Annotated in this window: 23 protein-coding genes; 10 read left to right on the top strand and 13 right to left on the bottom strand. The window is 44.5% G+C overall.

Annotation, left to right across the window (positions count from 1 at the left end; all coding sequences use genetic code 11):
• Positions 1 to 173 precede the first annotated feature (173 nt).
• The 3 genes from OSCI_RS09565 to rpsB form a co-directional block, all read right to left on the bottom strand.
• Positions 174 to 1175, bottom strand: coding sequence for a hypothetical protein (locus OSCI_RS09565; RefSeq protein WP_007354729.1), 1002 nt, complete (start codon positions 1173 to 1175; stop codon positions 174 to 176).
• A 292-nt stretch (positions 1176 to 1467) separates the two neighbouring features.
• Positions 1468 to 2127 carry a translation elongation factor Ts gene (tsf, locus tag OSCI_RS09560; RefSeq protein ID WP_007354728.1) on the bottom strand — a complete coding sequence of 220 codons (660 nt, stop codon included), beginning with the start codon at positions 2125 to 2127 and terminating at the stop codon, positions 1468 to 1470.
• A 343-nt stretch (positions 2128 to 2470) separates the two neighbouring features.
• Positions 2471 to 3280 carry a 30S ribosomal protein S2 gene (rpsB, locus tag OSCI_RS09555; RefSeq protein ID WP_007354727.1) on the bottom strand — a complete coding sequence of 270 codons (810 nt, stop codon included), beginning with the start codon at positions 3278 to 3280 and terminating at the stop codon, positions 2471 to 2473.
• An 84-nt stretch (positions 3281 to 3364) separates the two neighbouring features.
• Between rpsB and OSCI_RS29840 the strand changes: the two genes are divergently transcribed.
• Positions 3365 to 3505 (top strand): hypothetical protein, encoded by a 141-nt coding sequence (locus OSCI_RS29840; protein WP_007354726.1) that lies wholly within the window; start codon positions 3365 to 3367, stop codon positions 3503 to 3505.
• Between the two features lie 24 nt (positions 3506 to 3529).
• On the opposite strand, the gene pyrR is transcribed toward OSCI_RS29840, so the two are convergent.
• Genes pyrR through OSCI_RS09540 form a run of 3 tightly spaced genes read right to left on the bottom strand, consistent with a single transcriptional unit; the run spans position 3530 to position 5667 of the window.
• Positions 3530 to 4063, bottom strand: a complete 534-nt coding sequence (gene pyrR / locus OSCI_RS09550; RefSeq protein WP_019487233.1) for a bifunctional pyr operon transcriptional regulator/uracil phosphoribosyltransferase PyrR — start codon at positions 4061 to 4063, stop codon at positions 3530 to 3532.
• Positions 4064 to 4106: 43 nt separating this feature from the next.
• Complete coding sequence (cbiB, locus tag OSCI_RS09545; RefSeq protein WP_007354724.1) at positions 4107 to 5168, bottom strand: adenosylcobinamide-phosphate synthase CbiB; 1062 nt, start codon at positions 5166 to 5168, stop codon at positions 4107 to 4109.
• A gap of 55 nt (positions 5169 to 5223) precedes the next feature.
• Entirely contained in the window at positions 5224 to 5667 is a 444-nt protein-coding gene (locus OSCI_RS09540; protein WP_007354723.1) for an Rrf2 family transcriptional regulator, read from the bottom strand.
• A 264-nt stretch (positions 5668 to 5931) separates the two neighbouring features.
• On the opposite strand from OSCI_RS09540, the gene OSCI_RS09535 reads away from it, so the two are divergent.
• Positions 5932 to 6324, top strand: a complete 393-nt coding sequence (locus tag OSCI_RS09535) for an AbrB family transcriptional regulator (protein WP_007354722.1) — start codon at positions 5932 to 5934, stop codon at positions 6322 to 6324.
• 445 nt (positions 6325 to 6769) lie between these two features.
• Positions 6770 to 6907 carry a hypothetical protein gene (locus OSCI_RS29835; RefSeq protein ID WP_007354721.1) on the top strand — a complete coding sequence of 46 codons (138 nt, stop codon included), beginning with the start codon at positions 6770 to 6772 and terminating at the stop codon, positions 6905 to 6907.
• Between the two features lie 416 nt (positions 6908 to 7323).
• Here the strand turns inward: OSCI_RS29835 and OSCI_RS09530 are convergent, their stop codons facing one another.
• The 4 genes from OSCI_RS09530 to OSCI_RS09515 all read right to left on the bottom strand — a co-directional run bounded on the left by OSCI_RS09530 (position 7324) and on the right by OSCI_RS09515 (position 12310).
• Complete coding sequence (locus OSCI_RS09530; RefSeq protein ID WP_007354720.1) at positions 7324 to 8232, bottom strand: AAA family ATPase; 909 nt, start codon at positions 8230 to 8232, stop codon at positions 7324 to 7326.
• A 95-nt stretch (positions 8233 to 8327) separates the two neighbouring features.
• Complete coding sequence (locus OSCI_RS09525; protein WP_007354719.1) at positions 8328 to 9527, bottom strand: bifunctional riboflavin kinase/FAD synthetase; 1200 nt, start codon at positions 9525 to 9527, stop codon at positions 8328 to 8330.
• 162 nt (positions 9528 to 9689) lie between these two features.
• On the bottom strand, positions 9690 to 10595 hold the full coding sequence (locus tag OSCI_RS09520; protein ID WP_007354718.1) for an MBL fold metallo-hydrolase: 906 nt from the start codon (positions 10593 to 10595) through the stop codon (positions 9690 to 9692).
• A 632-nt stretch (positions 10596 to 11227) separates the two neighbouring features.
• Positions 11228 to 12310, bottom strand: coding sequence for a class I fructose-bisphosphate aldolase (locus tag OSCI_RS09515; protein WP_007354716.1), 1083 nt, complete (start codon positions 12308 to 12310; stop codon positions 11228 to 11230).
• Positions 12311 to 12730: 420 nt separating this feature from the next.
• On the opposite strand from OSCI_RS09515, the gene OSCI_RS09510 reads away from it, so the two are divergent.
• Together OSCI_RS09510 and OSCI_RS09505 are read left to right on the top strand one after the other, a co-directional pair.
• Positions 12731 to 15364, top strand: coding sequence for a M1 family metallopeptidase (locus OSCI_RS09510; RefSeq protein WP_007354715.1), 2634 nt, complete (start codon positions 12731 to 12733; stop codon positions 15362 to 15364).
• A 93-nt stretch (positions 15365 to 15457) separates the two neighbouring features.
• Positions 15458 to 15877, top strand: a complete 420-nt coding sequence (locus OSCI_RS09505) for an NUDIX hydrolase (protein WP_007354714.1) — start codon at positions 15458 to 15460, stop codon at positions 15875 to 15877.
• 3 nt (positions 15878 to 15880) lie between these two features.
• On the opposite strand, the gene OSCI_RS09500 is transcribed toward OSCI_RS09505, so the two are convergent.
• A complete protein-coding gene (locus OSCI_RS09500) occupies positions 15881 to 17539 on the bottom strand; it encodes an adenylate/guanylate cyclase domain-containing protein (RefSeq protein ID WP_007354713.1) in 1659 nt (552 codons plus the stop codon).
• Between the two features lie 145 nt (positions 17540 to 17684).
• On the opposite strand from OSCI_RS09500, the gene rpmI reads away from it, so the two are divergent.
• The 3 genes from rpmI to OSCI_RS09490 all read left to right on the top strand — a co-directional run bounded on the left by rpmI (position 17685) and on the right by OSCI_RS09490 (position 19002).
• Positions 17685 to 17882 (top strand): 50S ribosomal protein L35, encoded by a 198-nt coding sequence (rpmI, locus tag OSCI_RS28360; RefSeq protein ID WP_007354712.1) that lies wholly within the window; start codon positions 17685 to 17687, stop codon positions 17880 to 17882.
• Between the two features lie 19 nt (positions 17883 to 17901).
• On the top strand, positions 17902 to 18258 hold the full coding sequence (gene rplT, locus OSCI_RS09495) for a 50S ribosomal protein L20 (RefSeq protein WP_007354711.1): 357 nt from the start codon (positions 17902 to 17904) through the stop codon (positions 18256 to 18258).
• Between the two features lie 213 nt (positions 18259 to 18471).
• The gene (locus OSCI_RS09490) at positions 18472 to 19002 is read left to right on the top strand and encodes a tetratricopeptide repeat protein (protein WP_007354710.1); all 531 of its coding nucleotides are present in this window, start codon (positions 18472 to 18474) and stop codon (positions 19000 to 19002) included.
• A 340-nt stretch (positions 19003 to 19342) separates the two neighbouring features.
• On the opposite strand, the gene OSCI_RS09485 is transcribed toward OSCI_RS09490, so the two are convergent.
• Complete coding sequence (locus OSCI_RS09485; protein WP_007354708.1) at positions 19343 to 20473, bottom strand: hypothetical protein; 1131 nt, start codon at positions 20471 to 20473, stop codon at positions 19343 to 19345.
• 610 nt (positions 20474 to 21083) lie between these two features.
• Complete coding sequence (gene holA, locus OSCI_RS09480) at positions 21084 to 22061, bottom strand: DNA polymerase III subunit delta (RefSeq protein WP_007354706.1); 978 nt, start codon at positions 22059 to 22061, stop codon at positions 21084 to 21086.
• Between the two features lie 241 nt (positions 22062 to 22302).
• Between holA and OSCI_RS09475 the strand changes: the two genes are divergently transcribed.
• Positions 22303 to 23085 carry a hypothetical protein gene (locus OSCI_RS09475; protein WP_007354705.1) on the top strand — a complete coding sequence of 261 codons (783 nt, stop codon included), beginning with the start codon at positions 22303 to 22305 and terminating at the stop codon, positions 23083 to 23085.
• Positions 23086 to 23319: 234 nt separating this feature from the next.
• The gene (locus tag OSCI_RS09470) at positions 23320 to 24579 is read left to right on the top strand and encodes a bifunctional cobalt-precorrin-7 (C(5))-methyltransferase/cobalt-precorrin-6B (C(15))-methyltransferase (protein WP_007354704.1); all 1260 of its coding nucleotides are present in this window, start codon (positions 23320 to 23322) and stop codon (positions 24577 to 24579) included.
• The last annotated feature ends 9 nt before the right edge of the window (positions 24580 to 24588 follow it).

The following is a 24588-nucleotide window of genomic DNA, read 5'->3' as shown; positions in this document are numbered from 1 at the left end:
GATTACCAATTACCAATTAACAATTACCAATTACCAATTACCAGTTAAGTAAATCCACCTAATTAAACATAAGATCGGGATGGCTAAAAAGCTGACTGTATAAACATTCTTCCTTCTCTCCTAGATAACTAAATTTTTCTTCCTTCTTCCTTCTTTCTTCTTCCTTCTACTTATTATCCTTCAAACCAACAGGCTCGCCAAGCAGATTCGGCCGCAACTATGGTATACTCTCGCTGTTTTTTCTGATAGTCGCGCCTCACTGTGTTTAACCGCACGGAAAGGTTGCGAATTTGCTGTCGCCAAGCTGTCGCGCCTGCATCGGCAAATTCAATTTCAGATAAACGCAGATTAATCGCCGTGATGTGAATTGCATTAGCGCTGGGAGCACCTCCTAAACCTCCAAAACTGCCTACTCCTAACTCTCCTAAACTTTCTTCATCCTCCGATTCTACGGTTTCAATTATTAAGTTTAATAGGTTAGGTGGCCCCGCGATCGCATCCCCAGAGGTATCTGCGTTAACAGCGGCTTCTAAAATCGGTTCAGGTAATTGGTTGGGCAAGATTCCTGAGTTTTGCAGTAAGCGGTTACTATCGCGAGAAAGGCTTTTGAGGGTATTGCCGATCGCTTTTTCCAGTTTCTCCTGCCACTGCAATAATTTGTCTGCGGATTGGGGACTGGGATTTTTTGAGCTTTGAGTTTTGAGATTGCTTCCTTCCATTCCCAACGCTAAACTCTGTGGGTAGGCTACGCGAACGGGGTTTTCAGTTTCGCCTTCACTAAATATCTCCTCTCGCCGCGAATCTCCTTCGCTTTCTGCGAATTGGTTATTGTCCTCTTCTTCCCATCCTTCTTCCTCATCTTCATCCTCATCCTCATCCTCATCCTCTCCCTGTTCCTCCTTCAGTAGCAATTGCAACTTTTCAGAAGTTGCGATCGCCAACTTCCGCAACGACTGCTGCATTTTTTGCCGCTGATTGTAGGATAACTTCAGAAAAGGTTCTGGATATCCCTGAGTACAAAGGTAATAACAAGCCAAAATTAACTGCTGACTCGCCGCTTGTCCCAAGGCATTTAAATAACCGCTGTAGCTATTTGCCAATTCCGAACCGATGTTTGCGATCGCTTCTTCCAGTACCCCTATTTCCCGCTCAATTCGCTCACTTGCTCCAGACATACACTAATCTTAACTGGTAATTGGTAATTGATAATTGGTAATTGGTAATTGTTAGTTGTTAGTTGTTCGTTGTTAGTTGTTCGTTGGTAATTGGTAATGGCTAATTACTCATCTCCCCCTTTCTTCCTCTTTCCCTAGCCCCTAGTCCTGAGCATCCTAGCCCCTTCTTTGGTAATTTGTAAATTGAAAATAGTGCCTACCAATTGAAAACTGCATATAATATAACAACTAAAAATTAAAACTAAAAACAACAGTAGCTCCTGTTAATTTTTAATTTTTAATTTTTAATTAATTATTTGGTTCCCATTTGGGCGGCAACTTCATCAGCGAAATTGCTTTCTACCTTCTCAATACCTTCGCCCAATACAAACCGCACAAATCGGCGTACTTGGACGTTTTCGCCCAATTGAGAGATAGTTTGTTTCACCAACTCTTCCACCGAGATATTTTGATCCCGAATAAAAGGCTGATCCATCAAAGATAGCTCTTTCAGACGCTTATCAATTCGCCCTTGAACAATCTTTTCCTTAATATTTTCTGGCTTATTGCCCAAGTCATCCTTACCCATTTCAACTGCCTTTTCCTTCTCGACAATTTCAGCGGGAATGTCTTCAACTTTCACGTATTCCACATTCGGACAAGCTGCAATTTGCATGGCAATATTCCGCACCAAAAGTTGAAACTCCTCGCGGCGGGCGACAAAATCTGTTTCACAATTAACTTCCACAAGTACGCCAACACGGCCTCCCGTATGGATGTAGCTACCTACTAAGCCTTCAGAGGCGACGCGGTTTGCTTTTGTAGTAGCAGAAGTAATCCCCTTTTTCCGCAGCCACTCAATTGATTTGGCTATATCTGCGTCATTTTCTACTAGCGCTTTTTTGCAATCCATCATGCCAGCGCCAGTTTTTTCCCGCAGTTCTTTAACAAGTTTTGCTGATATTTCTGCCATCTCGCCTACCTTCCTAATCAGAATTATTTATGAGTATAAGACTTACGCATTCTAACGGTGTAGCAAGGCTTTGGGATTGCTTCGGAAGCCGAGCAATGACATAATTACGTTGTCTATGCGTAAGTCTTAGAGTATTGAGTTATACCAATTCCTCGATTTACAGCTACAGATTTGACCCCCCTGTAGTCCCCCCTTAGCAAGGGGGGACGGCGAAGCCGGGGGGTAGAGATTTGTAGTCATAGTTTTAAGAATTGGTATTAAGCACTGATAACTTTTCCTTTGCAATGCGAAGGGTTAAAAGCAATTGCCAATTGCTAATTACCAGCGACCAACTCAAATACTATTATTCAGCTTCAGCGTCTTCGTCGGCCTCTGAATCTGGGATGTCGAGCTCTTCCAACTCGCCAGCTTCGTAGTCGTCTTCACCACCTTCGTACTCTTCGTAGTAATCTTCTACTTCGCTTTCGAGCTGACCGTGACGACCTTCATAGATGGCATCAGCCAACTTACCTACTATTAGTTTAATCGAACGGATAGCGTCATCGTTCGCTGGAATGGGAATGTCTACTAAATCGGGATCGCAATTTGTGTCTAGCAGCGAGACGATGGGAATCCCTAACTTCTGGCATTCTAAAACAGCATTGTATTCCCGGCGTTGGTCTACAAGTACGACTGCATCAGGAATCTTACGCATGGATTTAATCCCGCCCAGATATTTTTGCAGTTTTGCCAATTCCCGGCGCAGCGTTGAGGCTTCTTTTTTCGGTAGCAAATCCAGGGCTCCGGTTTCTTCGCGGCGCTCTAAATCTTTTAGGCGCTCAACGCGGGATTTAATTGTTGTCCAGTTAGTGAGCATTCCTCCCAGCCAGCGCTGGTTGACGTAGTAAGCGCCGCAGCGATGGGCTTCTTGAGCGACAATACCGGCGGCTTGGCGCTTAGTACCGACAAACAGAAATTTTTTGCCTTTTTCAGAAGCCTCTCTCATGTACTCATAGGCATCTTCCATGAGCTGAGCGGTCTGTACTAGGTCGATGATGTGAACGCCATTGCGCTCGGTGAAAATATAAGGGGACATTTTGGGATTCCACCGGCGGGTTTGGTGCCCGAAGTGAACTCCTGACTCTAACATTTGAGCCAAACTGACGACTGACATATTTTTAACTCCTGATTCGGGTTAATCCTCCATCCAGCCGTATTTCTGAGGTTTTAAGCCTCGGAAACACCCGAAAACCTGGATGTGCGAATTTACACAACTTTTCTAGGATATCACACTTTACAATTCTTTAGTCCTACAAAAGTGATCTTTCTCATAGCCGAAGATGGTAGTCAGCGATCGCCCACCCTACAACTTGGGTGCGATCGCTCTTTACACAGTTAACAGTTAACCGTTAACCGTTAACTGTTAACCCTTAATTAATTCCACTCCATCCCGTCCATCCAAATCTTGAATGTAAACCTTAACTTGTTCTTCCTTAGCAGTCGGCAACTTTTTACCCGTAAAATCAGGGTGAATTGGTAACTCTCGATGGCCGCGATCGACTAACACAGCTAACCAAATTATTTCCGGCCTACCATACTCTGTCACCGCATTCAAAGCCGCGCGAATTGTCCTACCTTTATATATAACGTCATCAACCAGCACCACAATTTTGCCACTGAGATCGAAAGGAATATCAGTTCTTGCCGGCGTGCGGATCGCAATCTGATCTAAGTCATCCCGGTAAAAAGTAATATCCAGAGCCCCCACAAGCACTTGCACTTGTTCGAGCATCTCAATTTGGGTCGCCAACATCTGCGCCAAGGCTACACCTCTAGTATAAATTCCTAACAATGCCAAATCCTTGGGATTGCCAGATTTTTCTACAATCTGGGAAGCGAGGCGATTGACAGTGCGGCGCAGTTCTTCCGAAGATAAAATTTGAACAATTTTAGTCATTGCTTGCTGGGAGTTGGCGATTGACTGCAAAACTGGCCAGCAGTCAAAACACAAAGAAGAAAGTATAAAGCAAAAATGATAATCCCAACCAGATCAGAAAGCAATATCTGGTCAGTTGTAAAGCTTGATTAATTTTTTCCGGCGCGATCGGATCGATCGCTTCGCCTAAAAGCGGTTTATTTTTGAGAACCCCCCGATAGGAATTAGTACCTCCCACCTGGACACCCAAAGTTGCTGCATAAACGCATTCACTCCAGCCAGAGTTAGGACTAGCATCTTTAATGGCATCTCTTTGACATATCCGCCAAACATAGCCCGGTTTGCCAGATAGAAAAGCTAACGTAATTACAGTTAAACGGCAGGGAACCCAGGTAAGTAGATCGTCAAGTTTGGCACTGAACCAGCCTAAATCAGTTAAGGGTGCTTCTTTATAGCCAACCATAGAATCTAATGTACTTGCTGCTTTATAGGCGATCGCAAAAGCCACCCCCAAACAGAGACACCCTTCACTCGCTGCAAACATCCCACCGCTAACAGATAATATATAACTCGCTCCAACCCCAACTACCCCATAAAATAGCGGAGCCATTACCCCATCGACAGCATTTTCCGTTACAGTTTCTAGTACCGCCCGTAGAATTTCTGGCTCCGATAAATTTTCTGTATCCCTGCCGACATAAAAGCTCAACCTTTGCCGTGCCTTGACTAAATCCCCCTCATTTAAAGGATGTAGCACATCTTGTGCGGCAGCCCTTAAACTTTTCCCAGCAAAACAGCTTGCTAAAAGGATACTTTCGAGTGCGATCGCGAAAATAGGGTCAACCCAGTTAGCAACTTGCACCGCTAACCAAACCAAAGTTCCGCTACCAATAACCAGCAAGATCGAGCCTATTGTACCTACCAAGCGGAGCGGTAGGATAGACATCTCATCTGTCGGATTATTCCATATATTAAACACAACTTGAGTGTAGCGATCGATTAGCCAACCCATCACCCGTACCGGGTGCGGCCAACCCCAAGGATCGCCAATTAAATAATCCAAGATAGCAGCCAAAAGTAAAACAGCAGCAGGCACAGCATCAGACAGCAACATCGATAAATTCATCCTCGATCTTCATTTCCGGCATTAAGAATCTTTAACCTTTTTTGTAAGCGATCGTTTAAATGATAAAGCTCGTTTCTTCCCCTTGTACCGCTTGCCAACTGCGAACGTCATAGTATAAGTCTTCAAGGGAAATACTGTAAAGAGCTTCCGTAATCTTTTTGTGCAAACGGTTCCACAGAGAGAATGTCACCCAATCTTCTGCAACAGTAGCATCTGGGGAATGACCAGCTAAAGGTTCAATTGTTTCACCTACAGCCTCTAAGATTTGTCCAAGAGAGATCGAAGCAGGTCGTCTTGCCAATTGATATCCTCCTTGAGTGCCACGAACTGATAGAACTAAACCAGAACGCCGCATCTCAATCAGCAATTTTTCTAGATAAGGTGCAGGTAACTCTTGTCGGCTTGCGATCGCTTTCACAGAAGCCGGCCCGTAACCAGGTTGCGAGCTTAGATCGAGTAACGCCTTCACACTATAGTGTCCGCGAGTGGTTAACTTCATTGACAGTCAGATATGGGGCAAATATTTAGCTAGCTGATAGCTCATAGCTTACGCTACATAGTTGAGAGATTGCTTCGACTCGGCAGCTACTCCTTAAGAAAGACTCGATATTATCTAAAATATTTTTAATCAAGTGGTTAACTATTTAGCAGATCGGTGTAATATAGTTTTACGACCAGCTATAAAGCTAAAGTTTCTTGGTCATAGCAAAAGTAAGCCAAGAAAAAAATCGTACACCTGTAGTTGACTATTTCGGAACAGAAGATGGCTAAAAAGAAAAGTATCGAGCCCCTAGAAGGCGAAGCTCTCATCAAGAAAGTTAAAGAGCTAGAGAACCTTACCAAGGAAGAAAAGGCAAGAGCCTGTGGCTACTACACCGTTACCAAAAACGGCGTAGAACGGGTCAACATGATGAAGTTCCTCAATGCTCTCATTGATGCTGAGGGTATTCAGCTTGATGGTAAGCAAAATGGTAATGGACGCGGCGGACGGTCTGCTAGCTATCGAATCAGCGTTCAGTCTAACGGTAACTTACTGATTGGCGCAGCCTATACTAAACAGATGGAACTTCAGCCTGGAGATGAGTTTGAAATCTCTTTGGGACGTAAGCACATTCACCTGCGGCAAATCGATCGAGAAGAAGAAGAAGCAGTCTAAGCTTCATTCTCTAAAACTTCCCTCATCGCCCCTGAAAGTGTACGGCTTGTATAAATGGTGGCAATGGCTGGATAACGGCCACTGCCAGCGCTTATATTATTGTCCTAAAATACTTAATTTTATTCTCCGCTACATCGTTACTAGGTGAGCAGGGAAGTTTTCATACAACTGTTAGGAATGCCTGCCAAGGTTGGCCTATGCTTAGCAATGGCTATCTTTTCACAGGCTTTATAGCAGAACTTGAGAGGCAGCTATACTCAAATATTTAGCAATCTATAGTATTTCTCACGTAGATCGGCTAAACTTGCTAATTATTAATTGCTAGGGGCGGATCTCACTTGCTTGAGAAGCGCTATAGAAAGAGACAAGGATTTAACGAGCCAGAAGAGATTAAGCTTCTGGGAATGTTAGCGGTTGCATTTTTACGGACTCGCACAATATTTATATGTCATGGGATGTGAAACGAAGCGATCGCAGTATTTGGAGATGGCTTTATAAAGTCAAGCGCTACACGCAGGCACTTGTCTTGGCAATGACAACCCAACACAATGACAATGGCGATCGCCATCACAGCAGAAATTAGCAGCCACTAAGTAAATCTATCTAACGGGACTTAAACAATAAGTTAGCGATCGGCATGGTAAAATCAACTTAGTTGCCGCTTTATTTTAATTACGCTCAACATACAAGTAAGGTGAGCATTGCCCACCCTACAAAAACTTCTATTTCAGATCGAATTCAAAATTGCTAAGTAGTCGGACAAAAATAAACGTAGCCATGTCATTGCGAGCGAAGCGAAGCAATCGCAAGGAATTGAGGTAGTTTCGCACAGCAAACAATGGCACTATTTATTTTTGTCCAGGTACTTATACCACTTCTCTAAAAGTTTGCTACAGTTTGGGGTAGGGGCGGGTTCGCGATCAAATTTGCCACCCACAAATAACATTAATAAACCCGCCCCAAGACTGTAGCATTAATTTAGAGAATTGGTATTACCATCTAAGGAATCGCCACAGAACGCAAAAGGCGATCGATAATAGTCTTAGAACGCCGTCCTCCCGCCGGAATCAAGCGGTGTGAAAGTACATGGGGTGCGAGTTCCTTCACATCATCAGGAATAACATAGTCCCGTCCCGATAGAAACGCCAAAGCTTGCACCGCCCGATGCAAAGCCACAGCACCGCGAGGACTTACACCTAAAGTAATTTCCTCATCTTCCCGCGTCGATCGCACCAAATTGACAATATACTCCTTCAACGAATCCTCAACCTTTACACTCGCGCACAGACGGCGCAACTCTTGAATTTCATCCAAACCAAGACAAGGTTGTAACTCCTCAACCGCAACAGCGTCAGAAAGCCGTTGTAGCATTTGCAACTCTTCTGAAGACTTAGGATAGCCCAAAGTCAAAGACAACATAAAACGATCCATCTGCGCCTCTGGCAGAGGAAAAGTCCCTTGATACTCAATCGGGTTCTGAGTAGCAATTACAAAAAACGGGCTAGGAACAGGGCGAGAAACTCCATCTACCGTTACCTGCCGCTCTTCCATCACTTCTAGCAAAGCAGACTGCGTTCGCGGCGTAGCGCGGTTAATTTCATCCGCTAACAGCACGTTTGCAAACACTGGCCCCGGCAAAAATTCAAATTCACCGCTGCGGGGATTCCAAATATTAGTCCCAGTTATATCCGTCGGCAATAAATCGGGAGTACACTGAATCCGCTGAAACTTGCCAGCGATCGATCGCGCCAGAGACTTAGCTAATAGGGTTTTACCCACACCGGGAACGTCTTCTAACAAAGCATGACCCCCGGAAAGCATCGCCACCAATACCAACCGAATACTATCCGCTTTACCGACAATAGTTTGACTCAGATTTTGCTTGAGCCGTTCAATACGATCTTTCATAATTACTAATTGCTAAGTGCTAATTTTTATTGCTCATTCCTCTAAACTTATGCAGCCTAGCCCCTAACTATAAGTGCTAAGCAATTAAAAACCTCCTAATCACCTTGTGGGTTACTATACAGCAACTTTCTGGCAAATGCACAGTCAGACTGAATTTGAGCCTTTAGCGCTTCCAGAGAAGGAAACTTTTGTTCAGGCCTCAAAAAATTTTCTAGGCTTACATTTAAGGTTTTGCCATACAAATCCCCAGAATAATCTAACAGGTGAACTTCTACAGTTGGACTAACACCTTCCACAGTGGGACGGCAGCCAATATTCATCACTCCCAATATTGGAGGATTAAAACTTTTAGGCGTGAGGTTTATTGTCTTAGGTCTAAGCTTAAATTTTCCTGCGCCTGAAGCCTCTTCCTCAGTCTCTTCTTCGAGAGTAACTCGGACAGCGTACACGCCAAAACGGGGTAAAAATTTTTCTGGGGGTAGCTGGAGATTAGCCGTTGGAAATCCAATAGTTCGACCAATTTTTTGACCTTCAATAACTACTCCACCTACGCTATATGGACGGCCTAACAATTGGTTTGCCTTCTGGAGATTGCCATTTTGGAGAGCGTCCCGGATTGCCGAACTGCTGATCCTTTCTCCTGCGTAAGTGTAGAGTGGTACGAGGGTAACGTCAATGCCATAAGTAGCAGCGATCGCAGCTAAATCTTTAGCTGTCCCGGTTCGTCCGCGCCCGAAGCAGAAATCCAACCCTACACTAATTCGGGTTGCTTCCAATTGCCGCACTAAAATTTGTTCAACAAACTGTTTTGGAGTTAGCGCCGCCAATTCTTTATTAAAGGGCAACAATACCAGTTGCTCAACACCCATAGACCTCAGCAGAGCTATTTTTTCTCTTAACGGCGTTAACATTTTTCTGGGTTTGCCGCTAAAAAACTCTTGGGGGTGGGGGCTAAACGTCACCACTGTTGCACAAGCAGGTTCTAGTCGGTCGGATTTGTAGCCTTTGTAGTTGACTTCAGCTACAGGTGGCGAAATAGCTAAACGATCGTCATGAAACGTCCGAGAAAGAGGTCTAGCCAACTCCCACATAGGCCCTAAGCCTTCATCAAGGTCAGGGCTCGATCGTACTGACTCTTGTGGGGGAATAAGCATCGGGGCAAGCATTTGTGCCCGATTCAGGATTGGCAGCACGACTTGTTGGTGCCCCAGATGCAAACCGTCAAAATTTCCCAAGGCAACGGTAGTAGGAGTCAAAGCAGCGGTAGAAGAATAAGTTACCCACACGCTTAACATTTTGACATATTTAGCCGTTACGCGATCGCTACGCCTCTAAATCAATTTAAAATTGACATTGGTAGACGAAGGATAATAACTTTACCCATCAAAGCCATACGGCATTTAGATTTTTGAGCGGCGGATTTTAGCTGCGACACCCGATTTAAAATTTAAAATCCGCTATGCAGACACCTTAACTTCCGATTGTACGGACTCCTCAACAGCACCATTAGCCGGAGGCACCAACTGGATAGACAAACCTTCCCGTGCCATCAGGCTATCAGGGAATTTTTGGGCAACCTGCTCTCCGATGCGATCGAGAAAATCGTCATTATGCAAAGGGTCATGGTGAAAAATCACCAGCTTTTTGACATTTGCGGCCTTAGCTACCTTCACCGCTTCTTGCCAAGTCGAATGTCCCCAACCAACTTTTGGCGACTTCTCGGAGTAATATTCTTCATCTGTATAGGTAGCGTCGTAGATCAGCACATCAGCATTCCTAGCCAAAAACAGCACATTTTCATCCAAGCGATCGGGAAAATGTTCTGTATCCGTGACATAAGCTGCTGCATATCCTTGCCAGTTCACGCGGTAGCCCACAGCTTCCCCAGGATGGTTTAACAGAGCATTTTCGACTTTAATATCGCCGATTTCCACTGGTTGGCCAATTTCGATATCGTTGAACTTGAGGTCAGCCCCCATAATTTGCAACGGTACTGGAAAATTGGGGTGAAGCATTTGGTCATTAAGCCGCTGCTGAATAGTAGCCCCATTGGGAGCTATAGCTCCGTGAATGCGAAAAGAATTGCATTTGACAAAAGCAGGGACGAAAAACGGAAACCCCTGGATGTGATCCCAGTGGGAGTGAGTGAAGAACATATAAGCTTCTACGGGCATTTGGGACAGGAGACTTTGCCCCAGTACCCGCAACCCCGTACCGCCATCAAAAATCAGGCGGTGAGTCCCCACTCGCATTTCTACACAGGGTGTATTGCCGCCGTAGCGCACTGTTTCTGCCCCTGGAGAGGCTATGCTGCCTCTAACGCCCCAGAAGTGAACCGTGAATTGGTTTTGCATACTAGACATGGGTTTTCCTGCAAGATTTCTTAGGCGATCTATCGGTAAAGTGTTTACATCTCGGTAAGGTATGAGCCATCAAACCCAGGATCTCTGGCGTTAGAGTGAAGCGCAACCTTGCAATGTGCGCTTGTCTCGGCTGCAAGACGCAAGCAAAACTATTGGGCTTGATAACTGAGTTAAGAAATTACAAGGTAGACTGTTGAAGTCTGGAGCGCAAGTATTTTCCCGACTCTTCACTAGCCTAACCTCCCTAGATACACTTTGGGGAAGAGTGTGGCAAGAAAGGCTGTTCTTCTGCTTTTGTCTCCCCCAGAGAGATGCACTTGCTACCAGCTCTCAAACGAGATCCCTGTTGTGAGCAACTGAAATTTTGGTTAATTTAAAAAGCTTAGCAGTTCAGAGCTATTCTTTACACTCTAGTAACTTTATCATCAAATTTAATGACCCGCAGGCAGAGTAATCCTGTGGTTGACACTCCCACCCCTCAAGGGGATGGGATTCTTTGATGCTCGCGGTGCGGTCAAATTCTGTCACCAAATTCTGTCACAGAGCTTTAGGGCAAAACGCGCTGTGGGACTGCTTACCCTTCTTCGGGGTAAGGAAGCTGAATTTGATATTAACAGAGCGTTACCGAAGACTTAAGCAACCGTCACATCCGGTGACAAGTAAATATCCTGAATCGCGTGAAACAATTTTACCCCTTCTTCAAATGGTCGTTGAAAAGTTTTGCGACCCGAAATTAATCCGCAACCTCCAGCGCGTTTATTAATCACCGCCGTGCGAATTACTTCGGCAAAATCATTCTTACCAGAAGCACCCCCAGAATTAATTAAACCCATGCGACCAGCATAACAATTCAGCACTTGATAGCGGGTTAGATCGATGGGATGATCGCTGGTTAAATCTGAGTAAACGCGCTTGTCGGTTTTCCCGTAACTCTGACTGCTGGCTTGAGCAACAGCCTCATAGCCGCGATTGCACTCTGGCAATTTCTGCTTGATAATGTCAGCTTCAATCGTCACTCCCAAATGATTTGCTTGACCAGTTAAATCGGCCGCAATGTGATAATCTTTATCTTGTTTGAAGATATCGTTACGGAGATAGCACCACAAAATTGTTGCCATTCCATATTCGTGAGCGAGTGCAAAAGCTTGGCTGACTTCTTGAATTTGCCTGGTGGATTCCGGCGAACCAAAATAAATTGTAGCACCTACAGCCACAGCTCCTAAATTCCAAGCTTGTTCTACAGAAGCAAACATCACTTGGTCGAATTGATTAGGATAAGTTAGCAATTCATTGTGATTAAGCTTGAGAATAAAGGGAATTTTGTGAGCGTATTTGCGAGAAACACTGCCTAAAACTCCTAGAGTTGTTGCTACAGCATTGCAGCCAGCAGATATTGCTAACTTGATGATATTTTCGCTGTCAAAATAGATCGGGTTTGGTGCAAAGGAAGCTGCCGCAGAATGCTCAATTCCTTGGTCTACAGGTAAAATGGACAAGTAGCCAGTGTTAGCTAGACGGCCGCTAGAATAGAGTTGCTGAAGAGATCGTAGAACTTGCGGAGAGCGATCGCTGTGACCAAAAATCCGCTCTACCCAGTCGGGACTCGGAAGGTGTAACAAATCTTTGGAAACTTTCGCCTTATAGCTGAGCAAGTATTCAGCTTCATCACCTAGTGAAGTCTCGATTAAATTAGGAACTGATAGTGTAGCGGTCATAAGGTTTGCCCTAAATACTTCAGTTTCAGGCTTTGCCTTTAAAGACACTGCCTTAGTAAAAATTTTAACGAAAATTCCTCGATTTTCCCATTCCTTACCCTTAAAATTTTCTAAAAAACTATATAACCTTAATTTGATTTTTCCGTTGATTGTTTTGGTAGAGATAAATATTAAAGCACAATTGGATATTAAAAATAATAGTTACTCTCAAGTAAGGTAGTAATAAAAAAGGTACGAATATAACTAAAAGTGACTGCGTTCGTAAACTCTCTTCCCTAGAAACTACTTTTACAGTTTACAAGCGATCGCCCTCCAAACCTCCTTACTAAGGCTAAGACGCGCTACCCTGTAATAAGCAGTGCGCTCTCTGGCAGCTCAAGCACTAGCTATCCTTTATTGTCTCATACCCTGACAGTCCCGATGTTGCATTTTTTCTTTGATTCCGAAACCAACGGCCACAAATCCTTCGAGTTACCTGGTGCCCGCCCCCACTATAACCCAGATCGCCCTGGTCAAGTTGAGCATATTTTCTTAGACTTGGTGCTTGATATTCCCAAACATAGCTTTCATGGCACTTGCAGCATCCGCCTTAACCCAGTACGCAGCGGTATTGACAAATTGACTTTAGATGCTGTCAACTTAAAAATTAAATCGGTGAAAGTTGCTGAAAAAGCACAAAATTTCGATTACGATGGCGAACAGTTAGAGGTGCAATTACAATCGCCAACAGCAGCAAATATTCCCCTAACAATTGATATCGCCTACTCAGTAGAAAAACCCCAACGCGGACTCTATTTTGTCGGGCCAGACAAGCACTACCCAGACAAACCATGTCAAGTTTGGACTCAAGGCGAAGACGAAGACTCCCGCTTTTGGTTTCCCTGCTTCGACTACCCTGGACAACTCGCTACATCAGAAATCCGGGTACAAGTTCCCAAGGAATTTATAGCTATTTCCAACGGCGAATTAATTGACACAAAAACGGAAGGTAGCGATAAAATTTATCACTGGTCGCAACAACAAGTTCACCCCACTTACCTAATGACTTTAGCTGTGGGAGATTTTGCAGAACTTAAAGATGAATGGCAAGGAAAACCCGTAACTTACTACGTCGAAAAAGGTCGCGAAGCAGATGGTCAGCGTAGCATGGGTAAAACGCCCAAAATGATTGAGTATTTCTCTCACACTTACGGCTATCCTTACCCTTATCCTAAATACGCTCAAGTCTGTGTAGATGACTTCATTTTTGGCGGAATGGAGAATACTTCTACCACATTGCTAACAGATAGATGCTTGTTAGATGAACGAGCCGCGCTCGATAATCGCAACACAGAAAGTTTAGTTGCTCACGAACTTTGTCATCAATGGTTTGGCGATTTAGTAGTAATTAAACATTGGTCGCACGCTTGGATCAAAGAGGGCATGGCTTCCTATTCTGAGGTAATGTGGACGGAATATGAATATAGCAAAGATGATGCTGCTTACTACCTATTAATGGAAGCCCGCAACTATTTAGCTGAGGACAGTTCGCGCTACCGTCGCCCCATTGTTACTCACGTTTATCGAGAGGCAATTGAGCTTTATGACCGACATTTGTATGAAAAAGGCGCTTGCGTCTATCACATGATTCGGGCTGAATTGGGAGATGAATTATTTCTGCAAGCTGTTCAAACGTTCGTGCAGGATAACGCTCATAAAACTGTAGAAACAATAGACTTGCTAAGAGCAATAGAAAAAGCTACTGGTCGCAATCTGTTATTTTTGTTTGACCAATACGTTTATCGCGGCGGTCATCCTGACTATAAAGTTAGTTATGCTTGGGATAATGACAGCAAGTTAGCCAAAGTTACGGTGACGCAAACGCAAGTAAAAGAGGGGAAAAATGGCAAAACCAATGGCAATGGCAATGGCAATAGCAAAGATTTATTCGACTTGAAACTACCCCTGGGATTTGGGTACACCCAGCAAGAAGGTGAAACAACTAATTCATCCGTAAAAACTTTCACTATTCGCGTCCACGAACGGGAACAAAGTTTTTACTTCCCCTTAGAAGCCAAACCAGCTTTTATCAGCTTTGATGCTGGCAATAACTTCTTAAAAACTGTTAGTTTAGAGTATCCAGTTGCTGAACTAAAAGCTCAGTTGAAATTCGATCCCGATCCAATTTCGCGTATTTATGCAGTTCATGCTTTGGCGAAAAAGGGAGGTTTAGAAGTCGTGAAAGCGCTATCAGAAGCTCTCAAGAACGATCGGTTCTGGGCTGTGAGGTTTGAAGTAGCTAATCAATTAGTAGAGATTAAACTTGACCAAGCATTTGAAGCTTTAGCAATTGGTCTGAAAGATAAAGATGCTCGCGTTCGCCGCGCTACGGTGAGTGCTCTTGGTAAAATTAAAACTCACGAGAGCTATAAGCTGCTAAAACCGATAGTAGAAAAGGGCGATCCTAGCTACTATGTGGAAGCCGCTGCTGCTAGTGCTCTTGGGGGAATCGCTGCGGCAAATGCCGATGAAAAGCCATCAGACGAACAGGTCATTAAAGAGTTAAAATCTGTTCTTAAGGAACGCGAAGGCTGGAATGAGGTAGTACGATCTGGTGCGATCGCAGGTTTGGCCCAAATGAAAACCTCTGAAGATGCACTAAACCTGATTTTGAAATATACTGCTGCTGGTACTCCTCAAGCTTTACGCTTGGCAGCTATTCGCTCAATTGGTTCTATTTCTAGTGGTCAAACTCCTGCCAATTTAGAGCGGATTTTGCAGCGGTTGGGAGAACTCTCTAAGGAGACTTTTTTCCTGACGCAAGTAGCTGTAGCTGTAGCATTGGGGCAAATGGAAACGCGCAAAGCAATACGCATTCTACGTTCTTTGGCAAATCAAACTCCTGATGGTCGAGTGCGTCGGATTGCGGAGGAAGCAATTCAAAAGGTGCAGAAAAATGTAGGTTCTGATGAAGCTGTTAAACAGTTACGAGAGGAACTAGATCAGATGAAGAAAGAAAATCAAGAATTGCGGAGTCGTTTAGAGAATTTAGAGGCGAAAGCTAAAAAAGATTAGTTGTGTAATTTGTAACGCCCCCTCTAGGTTGTTCTTTACCCCCCAGAGGGCGGCGTTACGAAATAATTACTGAGTTCATATCGATCGATAGTTATGGCTATAAATCGGAAACCACCTCTATTTATTCAACAATCAGGCGTTATTCCCTATCGTATCCTCGATGGGGAAATAGAAATCATGGTGATTACTTCTTCGACAGGGAAACGGTGGGTGATACCGAAAGGATTAGTTGAACCTGACATGACACCGCAAGACTCTGCTGCAAAAGAAGCTTGGGAGGAAGCCGGACTAATCGGTAATGTTTTGCCTACTTTACTGGGAACTTACGAATATCAGAAGTGGGGACGTATTTGCCGAGTTGAGGTATTTTTACTGCAAGTAGAAATAGTTTTAGAAAGTTGGCCGGAAGCTAAAAAGAGAAAGCGAGAATGGGTCAGCCTTGCTAAGGCAGTAAAACGAGTTGAGGAAGCAGAACTTAAACGAATTCTTACAGATTTAACGAGTATGTTATGAATTTTATTTTTTCCCCATCAATAAGTATGTAATCATTTCCCCTTTGCCTTTAATATTAATAACACCTCGCTCTTCAAATAGATACTTGTCTCGCAATAACTCATAAGTATCTGCACTTACTTGAATACTGCCAACAATTCCATGAGATTCCATACGCGAAGCCGTATTTACAGCATCCCCCCATAGATCGTAAATAAACTTCTTAGTACCAATTACCCCTGCTACTACCGGCCCGCTATTAATCCCAATACGAATCTTAAAGTCCTCTCCTCGTTGAGCGCTGAATTGATTAATTGCTTCTAACATATCCAGAGCCATTTCTGCAATAGCTTCTGCATGATCTTCTCTGGGAGTAGGAATACCTCCAGCTACCATATAAGCATCGCCAATTGTTTTAATTTTCTCCAAATTGTACTCTTCAGTCAGTCTATCAAAAGCGGAAAACATTTCATTTAACAAATAAACTAACTCCGTCGCCGTTTTTCGCGTTGACAACTGCGTAAAATTAACTAAATCAGCAAATAAAACTGTCGCCTCGTCAAATCTATCAGCAATCAGCACGGGTTCCTGTCTCAACCTATCTGCAATCACTTTGGGTAAAATATTAAGTAGTAAAACCTCTGTTTTTTTCTGTTCTATATTAAGAGCCGCTTGCATTCGCTTGCGAGAGGAAATGTCGTGTAAGAAAATAGAAATACCATCGTAAGAAGCAAATGCCCGGACTTCAAACCATCGTTTTAAATGAGGGTGAAACTCTTCAAAAGTCACGCCAACTTGCTGAGATACAGCTTTGTGTGCCTCTCTATAAAAGGATGATTCTAAAAATTCAGGAAACTCTTCCCAGATATTCTTACCAAAAATTTCTTCCGGTGCTTTTTCAAAAATTTGGGCAGCTTTATAATTCACGTAAGTAAATCGCCACTGCCGATCTAAGGCAAAAAAAGCATCGGCGATGCCTTCTAAGAGATTGACAATTTGCTCGTCATTAGCCCGCAATTTATCCTCTGCTTGCTTATGTCTGACGCGAGTGCGCTCTAAGTTAGCCAAATTAATTCGCAATTCCATTTGATTAATCACTTGACGACCTAAAATGCGTAATGCCTCAAGTTGTTTTGCGGTTAATTTGCGGGGGATTGTGTCGATCGCGCACAAAGTGCCGATGGGAAAACCATCAGAAGTTACTAGCGGAGTTCCAGCATAAAATCTAATATTAGGCTCAGAAGTTACCAGGGGGTTACTAGCAAAGCGCTCGTCTTCTGTCGCATTGGGTACAACTAGCAATTCATTCGGATGTAAAATAGCATGAGCGCAGAATGCAATATCTCTAGGAGTTTCTTCTGCTTCTATACCTATCTTTGATTTAAACCACTGCCTGTTAGCATCAACTAAACTCACTAAAGCAATTGGAGTACCGCAAATGTGAGATGCCAAAGCTGTTAGATCGTCAAAGGCTTCTTCAGCCGCAGTATCGAGAACATTATAGCGATAAAGAGCTTTTAGTCTATCTTCTTCATTAGTAGGTAAAGGTGCCGATCGCATTGGCGGCGGTGAAGAGAGGCGCTTCTGAAAAATCCGCGAAACTATCAGCACCTTTAGCCGTTGGAGTTTCTCCCACAGAATTTTTAGCAGTTTCAAAATTCTTTTTTTCAAACTTTTGTGCATATTTTTAGTATATCTTTTCACATCAGAGCTTGGTATCTCTTGCTGATGTCGCCTCAGATGCACCTGCGATCGCTAAAAAAATCTCTTGTACACAATACCAGAAACGTGATATCCTTAAGGCTTGTGTCCAAATTAAGGCCGGTTCATGCCGAAATTAAAAACTCGCAAATCGGCTGCTAGGCGCTTTAGAGCCACTGGCAGCGGTAAAATTGTGCGGCGGAAAGCTTACAAAAGCCACTTACTACAGCACAAAAGCTCCAATCGTAAACGCACGCTCTCTCAAATGGTCGTCCTCGATCCGACTAACGAAGAGAATGTACGTCTGATGCTTCCATACTTGTAAAGTTTAACGGAAATAAACGATGACACGGGTAAAACGCGGCAACGTCGCTAGAGAACGCCGCAAAAAAATTCTCAAACTAGCCAAAGGATTCCGAGGCTCGCAGTCCAAGCAGTTTCGCACAGCTAACCAGCGGGTGATGCAGGCGCTTCGCAACGCCTATCGCGATCGCCGCAAACGGAAGCGCGACTTCCGCCGCCTGTGGATTGCTCGGATTAATGCAGCAGCTCGCATACACGGTACGAGCTACAGCCGACTCATCGGCAACATGAAAAAAGCCAATATTGAAATCAACCGCAAAATGCTGGCACAAATGGCAGTCATTGACCCGGCAACTTTTGGCAAAGTGGTGGAATTGGCAAATCAAGCACAAGAGTAAAACTGGGGTGAGCCTTCATTCATCTGTTAACGGTTAACGGTTAACGGTTAACTGTTAAGCTGTTAACGGTTAACTGTTAAGCTGTTAACGGTTAACTGTTAAACTGCTATGAATTTAAATTGTTACGATTCAGATAACTAAATCCCTATTCCCTCTTTCCTCTTCCTTCTACTTATCAAACTTTCAATCTTTCAATCTACCTATTTAAACAGCATGGATAGCGGTTTGCCGATTGTTTATCTATCAGTATTGCTAGCTATACTAGCTAGCGCTGGCTGGTTTATTCTGCGCCAGATCATCAAAACTCGTAAGATCGAAACTACTCTCTTTCGGTTAGAAGCCAAACTCGGTAACGAAAAGGGAACAGCACAGGAATATTACGAATTGGGCAGTATCTATGTAGAGAAAAAGCTCTATGCTCAAGCAACGTCACTGTTTCAAAAAGCTCTGAAATCCAAAGACTTACAAGTTGAAGAAGATGCAGCCATCATCTACAACGCCCTTGGTTTCGCACACTTCGGTCAAGAACAATACGATATAGCTATCCGCCAATACAAAGAAGCTATTAGGTTAAAACCCGATTATGTGACGGCCCTTAATAACCTCGCTCACACTTATGAGCGCAAAAAGTTAACAACTCAAGCTTTGGAAATGTACGAAGAATCTCTCAAGTTGGAGCCTAACAATCCTACTGCTAAACGCCGTAGCGAATCTCTGCGGAAACGGTTGGTTCCTTCTGCATAGGAAGGGGCAGTTTGAATTTTGAGATTGTTGCTACAACAGGTAAATTTGTACCCAGCAACGTTATAACCTGCGGGTAGGCTTAGCCAGCGCAGGATTTTCGCTAAATAAAGCAGATTTGCAGTTGTAATATAGCAGTTGCCAAGGCAGGTAGGACATTCTGAATTTAAAACCTTGATTCTAAACCCTTCTTCCGTCTTCCCTAGCCCCTAGCCCCTAGCCCCTAGCCCCTCTTAAACCGCCTTGGCGGTTGCTATATCATGTTTAGCACGAAGCCCTTCTTACAACTGCAAGCTTTCCTCTGCACAGCAGATGACGATCGCCCTATAAACTAACTCAAAAATCACTGCGCTGCCGCTGCCCGCTGCTGAGCTACACCAAGATTTGACTGATACTCTGCTGCCTTCTCCTGAGCTTTTTGATAATTTGGGCTAGAGGGCGGAACAGCCTTCATTAGCTGAACTGCTTTCTCCCACTCACTCGCCACTTCTTCCCACTCACCTTTTGATATAGATGTCTGGGCAAGGTTTGCCGCACTTTGAGCCTTATTGACCCCTAATCTCCAAGAATCAGGTTTAGGTGTCGCAGGTTTAGGTGCGGGTGCAACTGGTTTCGGTGTTGCAGAAGCCACCGGAGAGGGTGCGACTGGCTTCGGTGTTGCAGAAGCCACCGGAGAAGGTGCAACTGTTTGCGGTGTCGCAGAAGCCACTGGAGAAGGTGCAACTGTTTGCGGTGTTGCAGAAGCCACTGGAGAAGGTGCAACTGGTTTTGGTGTTGCAGAAGCCACCGGAGAGGGTGCGGTTGCTTTCACAGTCTTGGGAGCACCAGCCGCAGTCGGAGAAGCAGCCTGTTTTGGCTTCGGAGAGCCCGCTTTAGGCGCTGCTGGTGAAGGAGTTGTAGGCTGAGGAGCCGAACTGTTTAGGAATGGCAAATTACCCGTAAAGTAAAGCCCCGCGAGTGCGGCCACCGGCACAAAGATAATCCCTGCAATTATTGCTAATTTAGGGATCTTCTTCTTTTGAGGGGGATCTTCATCTAGCTCATCCTCATCCTCATCCTCATCCTCATCCTCATCAGAGTTGTATTCTTCCTCCCGATCGTAGTCTTCGGGTTCAAGATCGGGAGCGTCTACAGGTTTTTTAGGCATTGCATCATCTGCATAAAACATTGGATCGGCGGCTGGCATCAGCTCAATCTCGTCTTCCCACGCCGGTAAGTCTTCACCCACCTGACGACCGTAGACCTTCACAGTGTGAATTGATTCGACTCCCAAGTTAATCATCCCCTTACGGATAAAGTCCATAAGGGCAGTTTGGTTCGGAACTTGATCTGACTCCAGCATAACCTGGAGGTTGTCATTGTCACGTCCCACTTGGGCATTGATGCCTTTAGGTTGGAGTGTGCGGTTAATTACAGACGCGATCACCTTGGGATCGCCCTGCTTAGCAAGTTCCCGCAGGTTCTGTTGTGTCATAGCTAGCACTTCTTAGAGGGCTGCGAGCAGGTTATTGACACTCTCCGGTCTAAAGACGCGGGGATTTTTAAGCACAACTTTTTAAGGGTGAATCCACAATCAAAAAGTTGATACTTAAAGGGTTTGTCATCAGCCCACTATCCACTCGCTCAAATATTGAGTCTGTGGTTACTTTTTTAGCACGGAGCATCCTGATTTTTAATTCACTGCTTAGCTGCTCATCATTCTACCGCTGACGATACCCAGCGGTATGACGCGGATGTGTTGCGGGATTTCAACCGTTTGCTAGCTAAAGTCACCGTGTCTTGGATGCGCTCTTCAAGTGTATCTTTGTGTTCCTTGTTTTAAGCTGCACGCGCCTAAAAATCAAGTGCTCTTAAAACCAAGAAGTTTGAGACTAAAGTCTCTTGTTGCCTTTGATCCCTTAGACTGTCGTCCTAGAGTTTGGAGGCTATTTTCATCAAAAACTCCCAAATGGAAATATATCGCCTTTAGGCATGAGATTGCTTCGTACCTCGCAACGCTTCGCGATTTTTGCAGTTTTAGTGGGTGCTAAATAAATCTTTATCTACCACCTTAGCTCTTTCTGGCATTTTCTTACCATTTGCTGCTAGTAGAATAGGGTACAGAGTTCTATGACCTTGGTTTGTAGAGTTGAAACTTCTTGTGCACCCCGCTTGAGAGATGATTCTAACTCTAGCAGTAGGGGTAGGGTTTGTTGCAATTTTTCGACAGTCAGGCTCTTGACTTCTTGCCGGAAAAAGTATATTCGTTTGGGATTGCTGATTTCTGCGGCTTGAGCTATTTTTTCATCGGGCTCGCCGGCTTGTGTCCCCAATTTCACCCACAGCCAAATCCGAAATTGAGTTGTTAAGGTGGCTACAATTTTTAAGGCGGGTTCGTTATGTCCGATTAGCTCGGCGACTAGCTGCAAAGCTTGGGCTGTATTGCCTTGGCGGATAGCGGCGGCAAGTTGCAAGCTGTTTTGGGTATTCGATCTGACTAAGGCGGCGATCGCTTCATCGCCCAAAGGTTGGTTACTGTTACCTGCGTAAAGCTCTAATTTATCCAATTCGCTATTTAACTGCCTGGTATCGTTGCCGACGCATTCAGCTAAAAGTGCGATCGCTGCTGGGGTTAATTTTACTCCCCTTCCCTCCGCGACTTGGCGCACCCGCTTTGCCAACTCTTCTGTTTTCCAGGGAGGAATCGGAGAAAATTCGCGAACTTCAGCAGATTTGAGCAGAAACTTAGTAGACTTGAGCCGACTATCCGGTTTATTACGAGTTGTCAACAACAACACGGTGGTGGATGGAATCACTGGCAGAGTCCGTTCTAATTCGGCGAATAGTTCCTGGGAACATTGCTGAGTTATGGGGGTATCCGCTAACCAGACAAAGCGGCTGCCAGCACCGAATGGCGGTGTCATCGCTTGGTTGAGGGCAGAAATAACGGCATCCCCTTGGTCGGGGAGAATTTTATCATAGTTGAAACTAGCCCAGTTGGGGTCAATGACTTTTTGGCGCAGGGTATCAACTGCTTGTGTCAGAGAGAAGTCATCCTCCCCCCAGAAGAGGTAAATTTGCATAAGAGACTATCAGTTGCCCAATTTAGGATTTGAGAGCGGGGATCGGTGGCAGAACAATTAAAAATTAAAAATTAAAAATTAAAAATTAAAGATTGAATCCAATCGTTTTTAATTTTGCCTTTTGAATTTTTAATTAGTGAGTCGTCCATTTAGGCGATTTCTAATTTTGACCTCTACCCCAATCTACAATCTAAAATCGGCTGGGTGCTGAAAGCTATTACTTAGCGCGAGGCAATCGAGATTGGACGATACTTATCAAGCTTACGTGAATCGGGCGGCGCGGCTGACGCTGCTGGACACCTACAAGTCCCAGGTGGAGCACATTCAGGAATCTCCCAAGTTTAAGCCCCAACCAGAGGGCCAGAGAACGCCCGTAGCTTTTCCCGGCTATACGGTGACGACACCGCCTTGGGGGGAAGAGTCGGAAAATGCTGCTTTTTATGCGAGTTTGGACGAGTGCCAACAAACCCTAGTGAAGCAGCTAGAGGCAGGGGCGATCGTGCCTGTGCCGAAGGAGAGCTTCCATTTAACTTTGGCTGATTTGATTTGGGACAGTGCTTTCCTTGATGCCAGTCAAAATCCTGAATTTGAAGAGAAACTGCGATCGCGCATTGGCGAATGTTTTGCTGACTACAAACTAAATGTAGCCTCGACTCTTCCTATTCGCTGGATGGTGTTGGGACTAATGGTGCGAACTCGAGCGATCGCCGTTTGTTTAGCCCCGATGGATGAAAATTCTTACAAGCAGATTTTGGAGTTCCGCCGCTCTATTTATCAAAATCCTGATTTAATTGCTTTGGGAATTGAACAGCAATATCATTTTACTGCTCACGTTACTCTGGCTTATTTTGGCGATATCGGGTCGGGGCTAGACCGCGATCGCTTTTGCTCTCTGTTGTCTGAGTTAAATGACGAATGGCTGGATGCACCTCAAGAAATTGGGATACATCGGGTCGAACTTCGGAAGTTTGACGATATGACTCACTATTATCGGCAACCAAACTGGCCAGTTTTGGAATTTTAAAATGGTTAACGGTTAACTGTTAACGGTTAACTGTTAACGGTTAACTGTTAACTGTTTAAATTCTAAATAAGTAAATCCACCTAATTAAACATAAGATAAGGATGGCTAAAAAGCTGACTGTATAAACATTCTTCCTTCTCTCCTAGATAACTAAATTTTTCTTCCTTCTCTCCTAGATAACTAAATCCTTCTTCGTTCTACTTATCGGTTGACGGCGCACAATTGAGTAAACAATTGACTGTACATATTGTTGGCATTGGTTTGGATGGCGCTGCGGGACTGAGTAAGTCGGTGCAGCAAATTGTAGAAAAGGCGACTCTGCTGGTGGGGAGCGATCGCCACTTAGCCTATTTCTCTAAGCATCGGGCAGAACGCTTGGTTTTGGGAGATTTGACGGGTGCAATTAAAGAAATTCGGCAGCGGTTGGCGACTTCGTTTCCGGGTGCAATTGTAGTTTTGGTTTCGGGCGACCCGCTATTTTACGGTTGGGGACGGCTATTGGTGGCAGAATTGCCTCCCGAACAGTTAATTTTTCATCCGCATTTGAGTTCTGTACAGTTGGCTTTTAACCGCCTGAAACTTCCTTGGCAAGATGCTCACTTTATTAGCGCTCACAGGCGGTCTTTTGAGGAGTTGACTGCTAAGTTACAGCAAGGTGTGGATAAGATTGCTGTACTAACTGATGAGACTTATTCTCCAGGGGCGATCGCACATTTGATTAAGGCTTTAGATTTGCCCAGTCGTTATCAGTTTTGGCTATGCGAAAATTTGGGGGCCGCTGATGAACGAGTCAGGCAATGGTCGTTAGATGCTTTGCAAGGGGAGACTTTTGCACCGCTCAATTTGGTTGTGCTGTTGCGGGAGTCTAGGACAGCTACGGAGCCCCTGGATTTAGGCAGTTTGCCGATGCTAGGGATACCGGATGGCAATTTTCTCAGTTTTAGCGATCGCCCTGGGGTGATGACGCAGCGAGAAGTGCGGGTGTTGATTTTAGGGGAATTGTCCTTACAACCAGGTCAAGCGATCTGGGATGTGGGTGCGGGTACTGGGGCAGTTTCGATTGAAATTGCCCGGTTGTTCCCGGGTTCTCAGGTTTATGCGATCGAGAAAATGGAGGAAGGTACGTCTTTAATTGAGCAAAATTGTCGCCGTTTTCAGGTACAAAATGTAATTTCAATTCACGGCAATGCTCCTGAAATTCTACATCGTTTGCGACCGCCTAATCGAATTTTTGTGGGTGGTAGTGGAGGAGAAATTACTAAAATTTTAGGTGTCTGTGCTTTGCGAATGTTACCAGGAGGGGTAATAGTATTGGCAATGTCTACTGTAGAAGATTTAGCTGCTGTTTTGAGTTGGAAGGAGGAAAGAATGCGGCGGGAACCGAATTGGAATTGTAAAATTATGCAGGTGCAGTTGTCGCGATCTCTGCCTGTGGGAAATTTAACTAGATTTGACTCATTAAATCCAGTTACTATTGTCACAATGAATAGGTGAGATAATTTA

It is taken from the genome of Kamptonema sp. PCC 6506 (assembly GCF_000180455.1).
GTDB classification, from domain to species: domain Bacteria; phylum Cyanobacteriota; class Cyanobacteriia; order Cyanobacteriales; family Microcoleaceae; genus Kamptonema; species Kamptonema formosum.
Note: the sequence above shows the minus strand (reverse complement) of the source record. Positions and strands in the feature narration are given on the sequence as shown.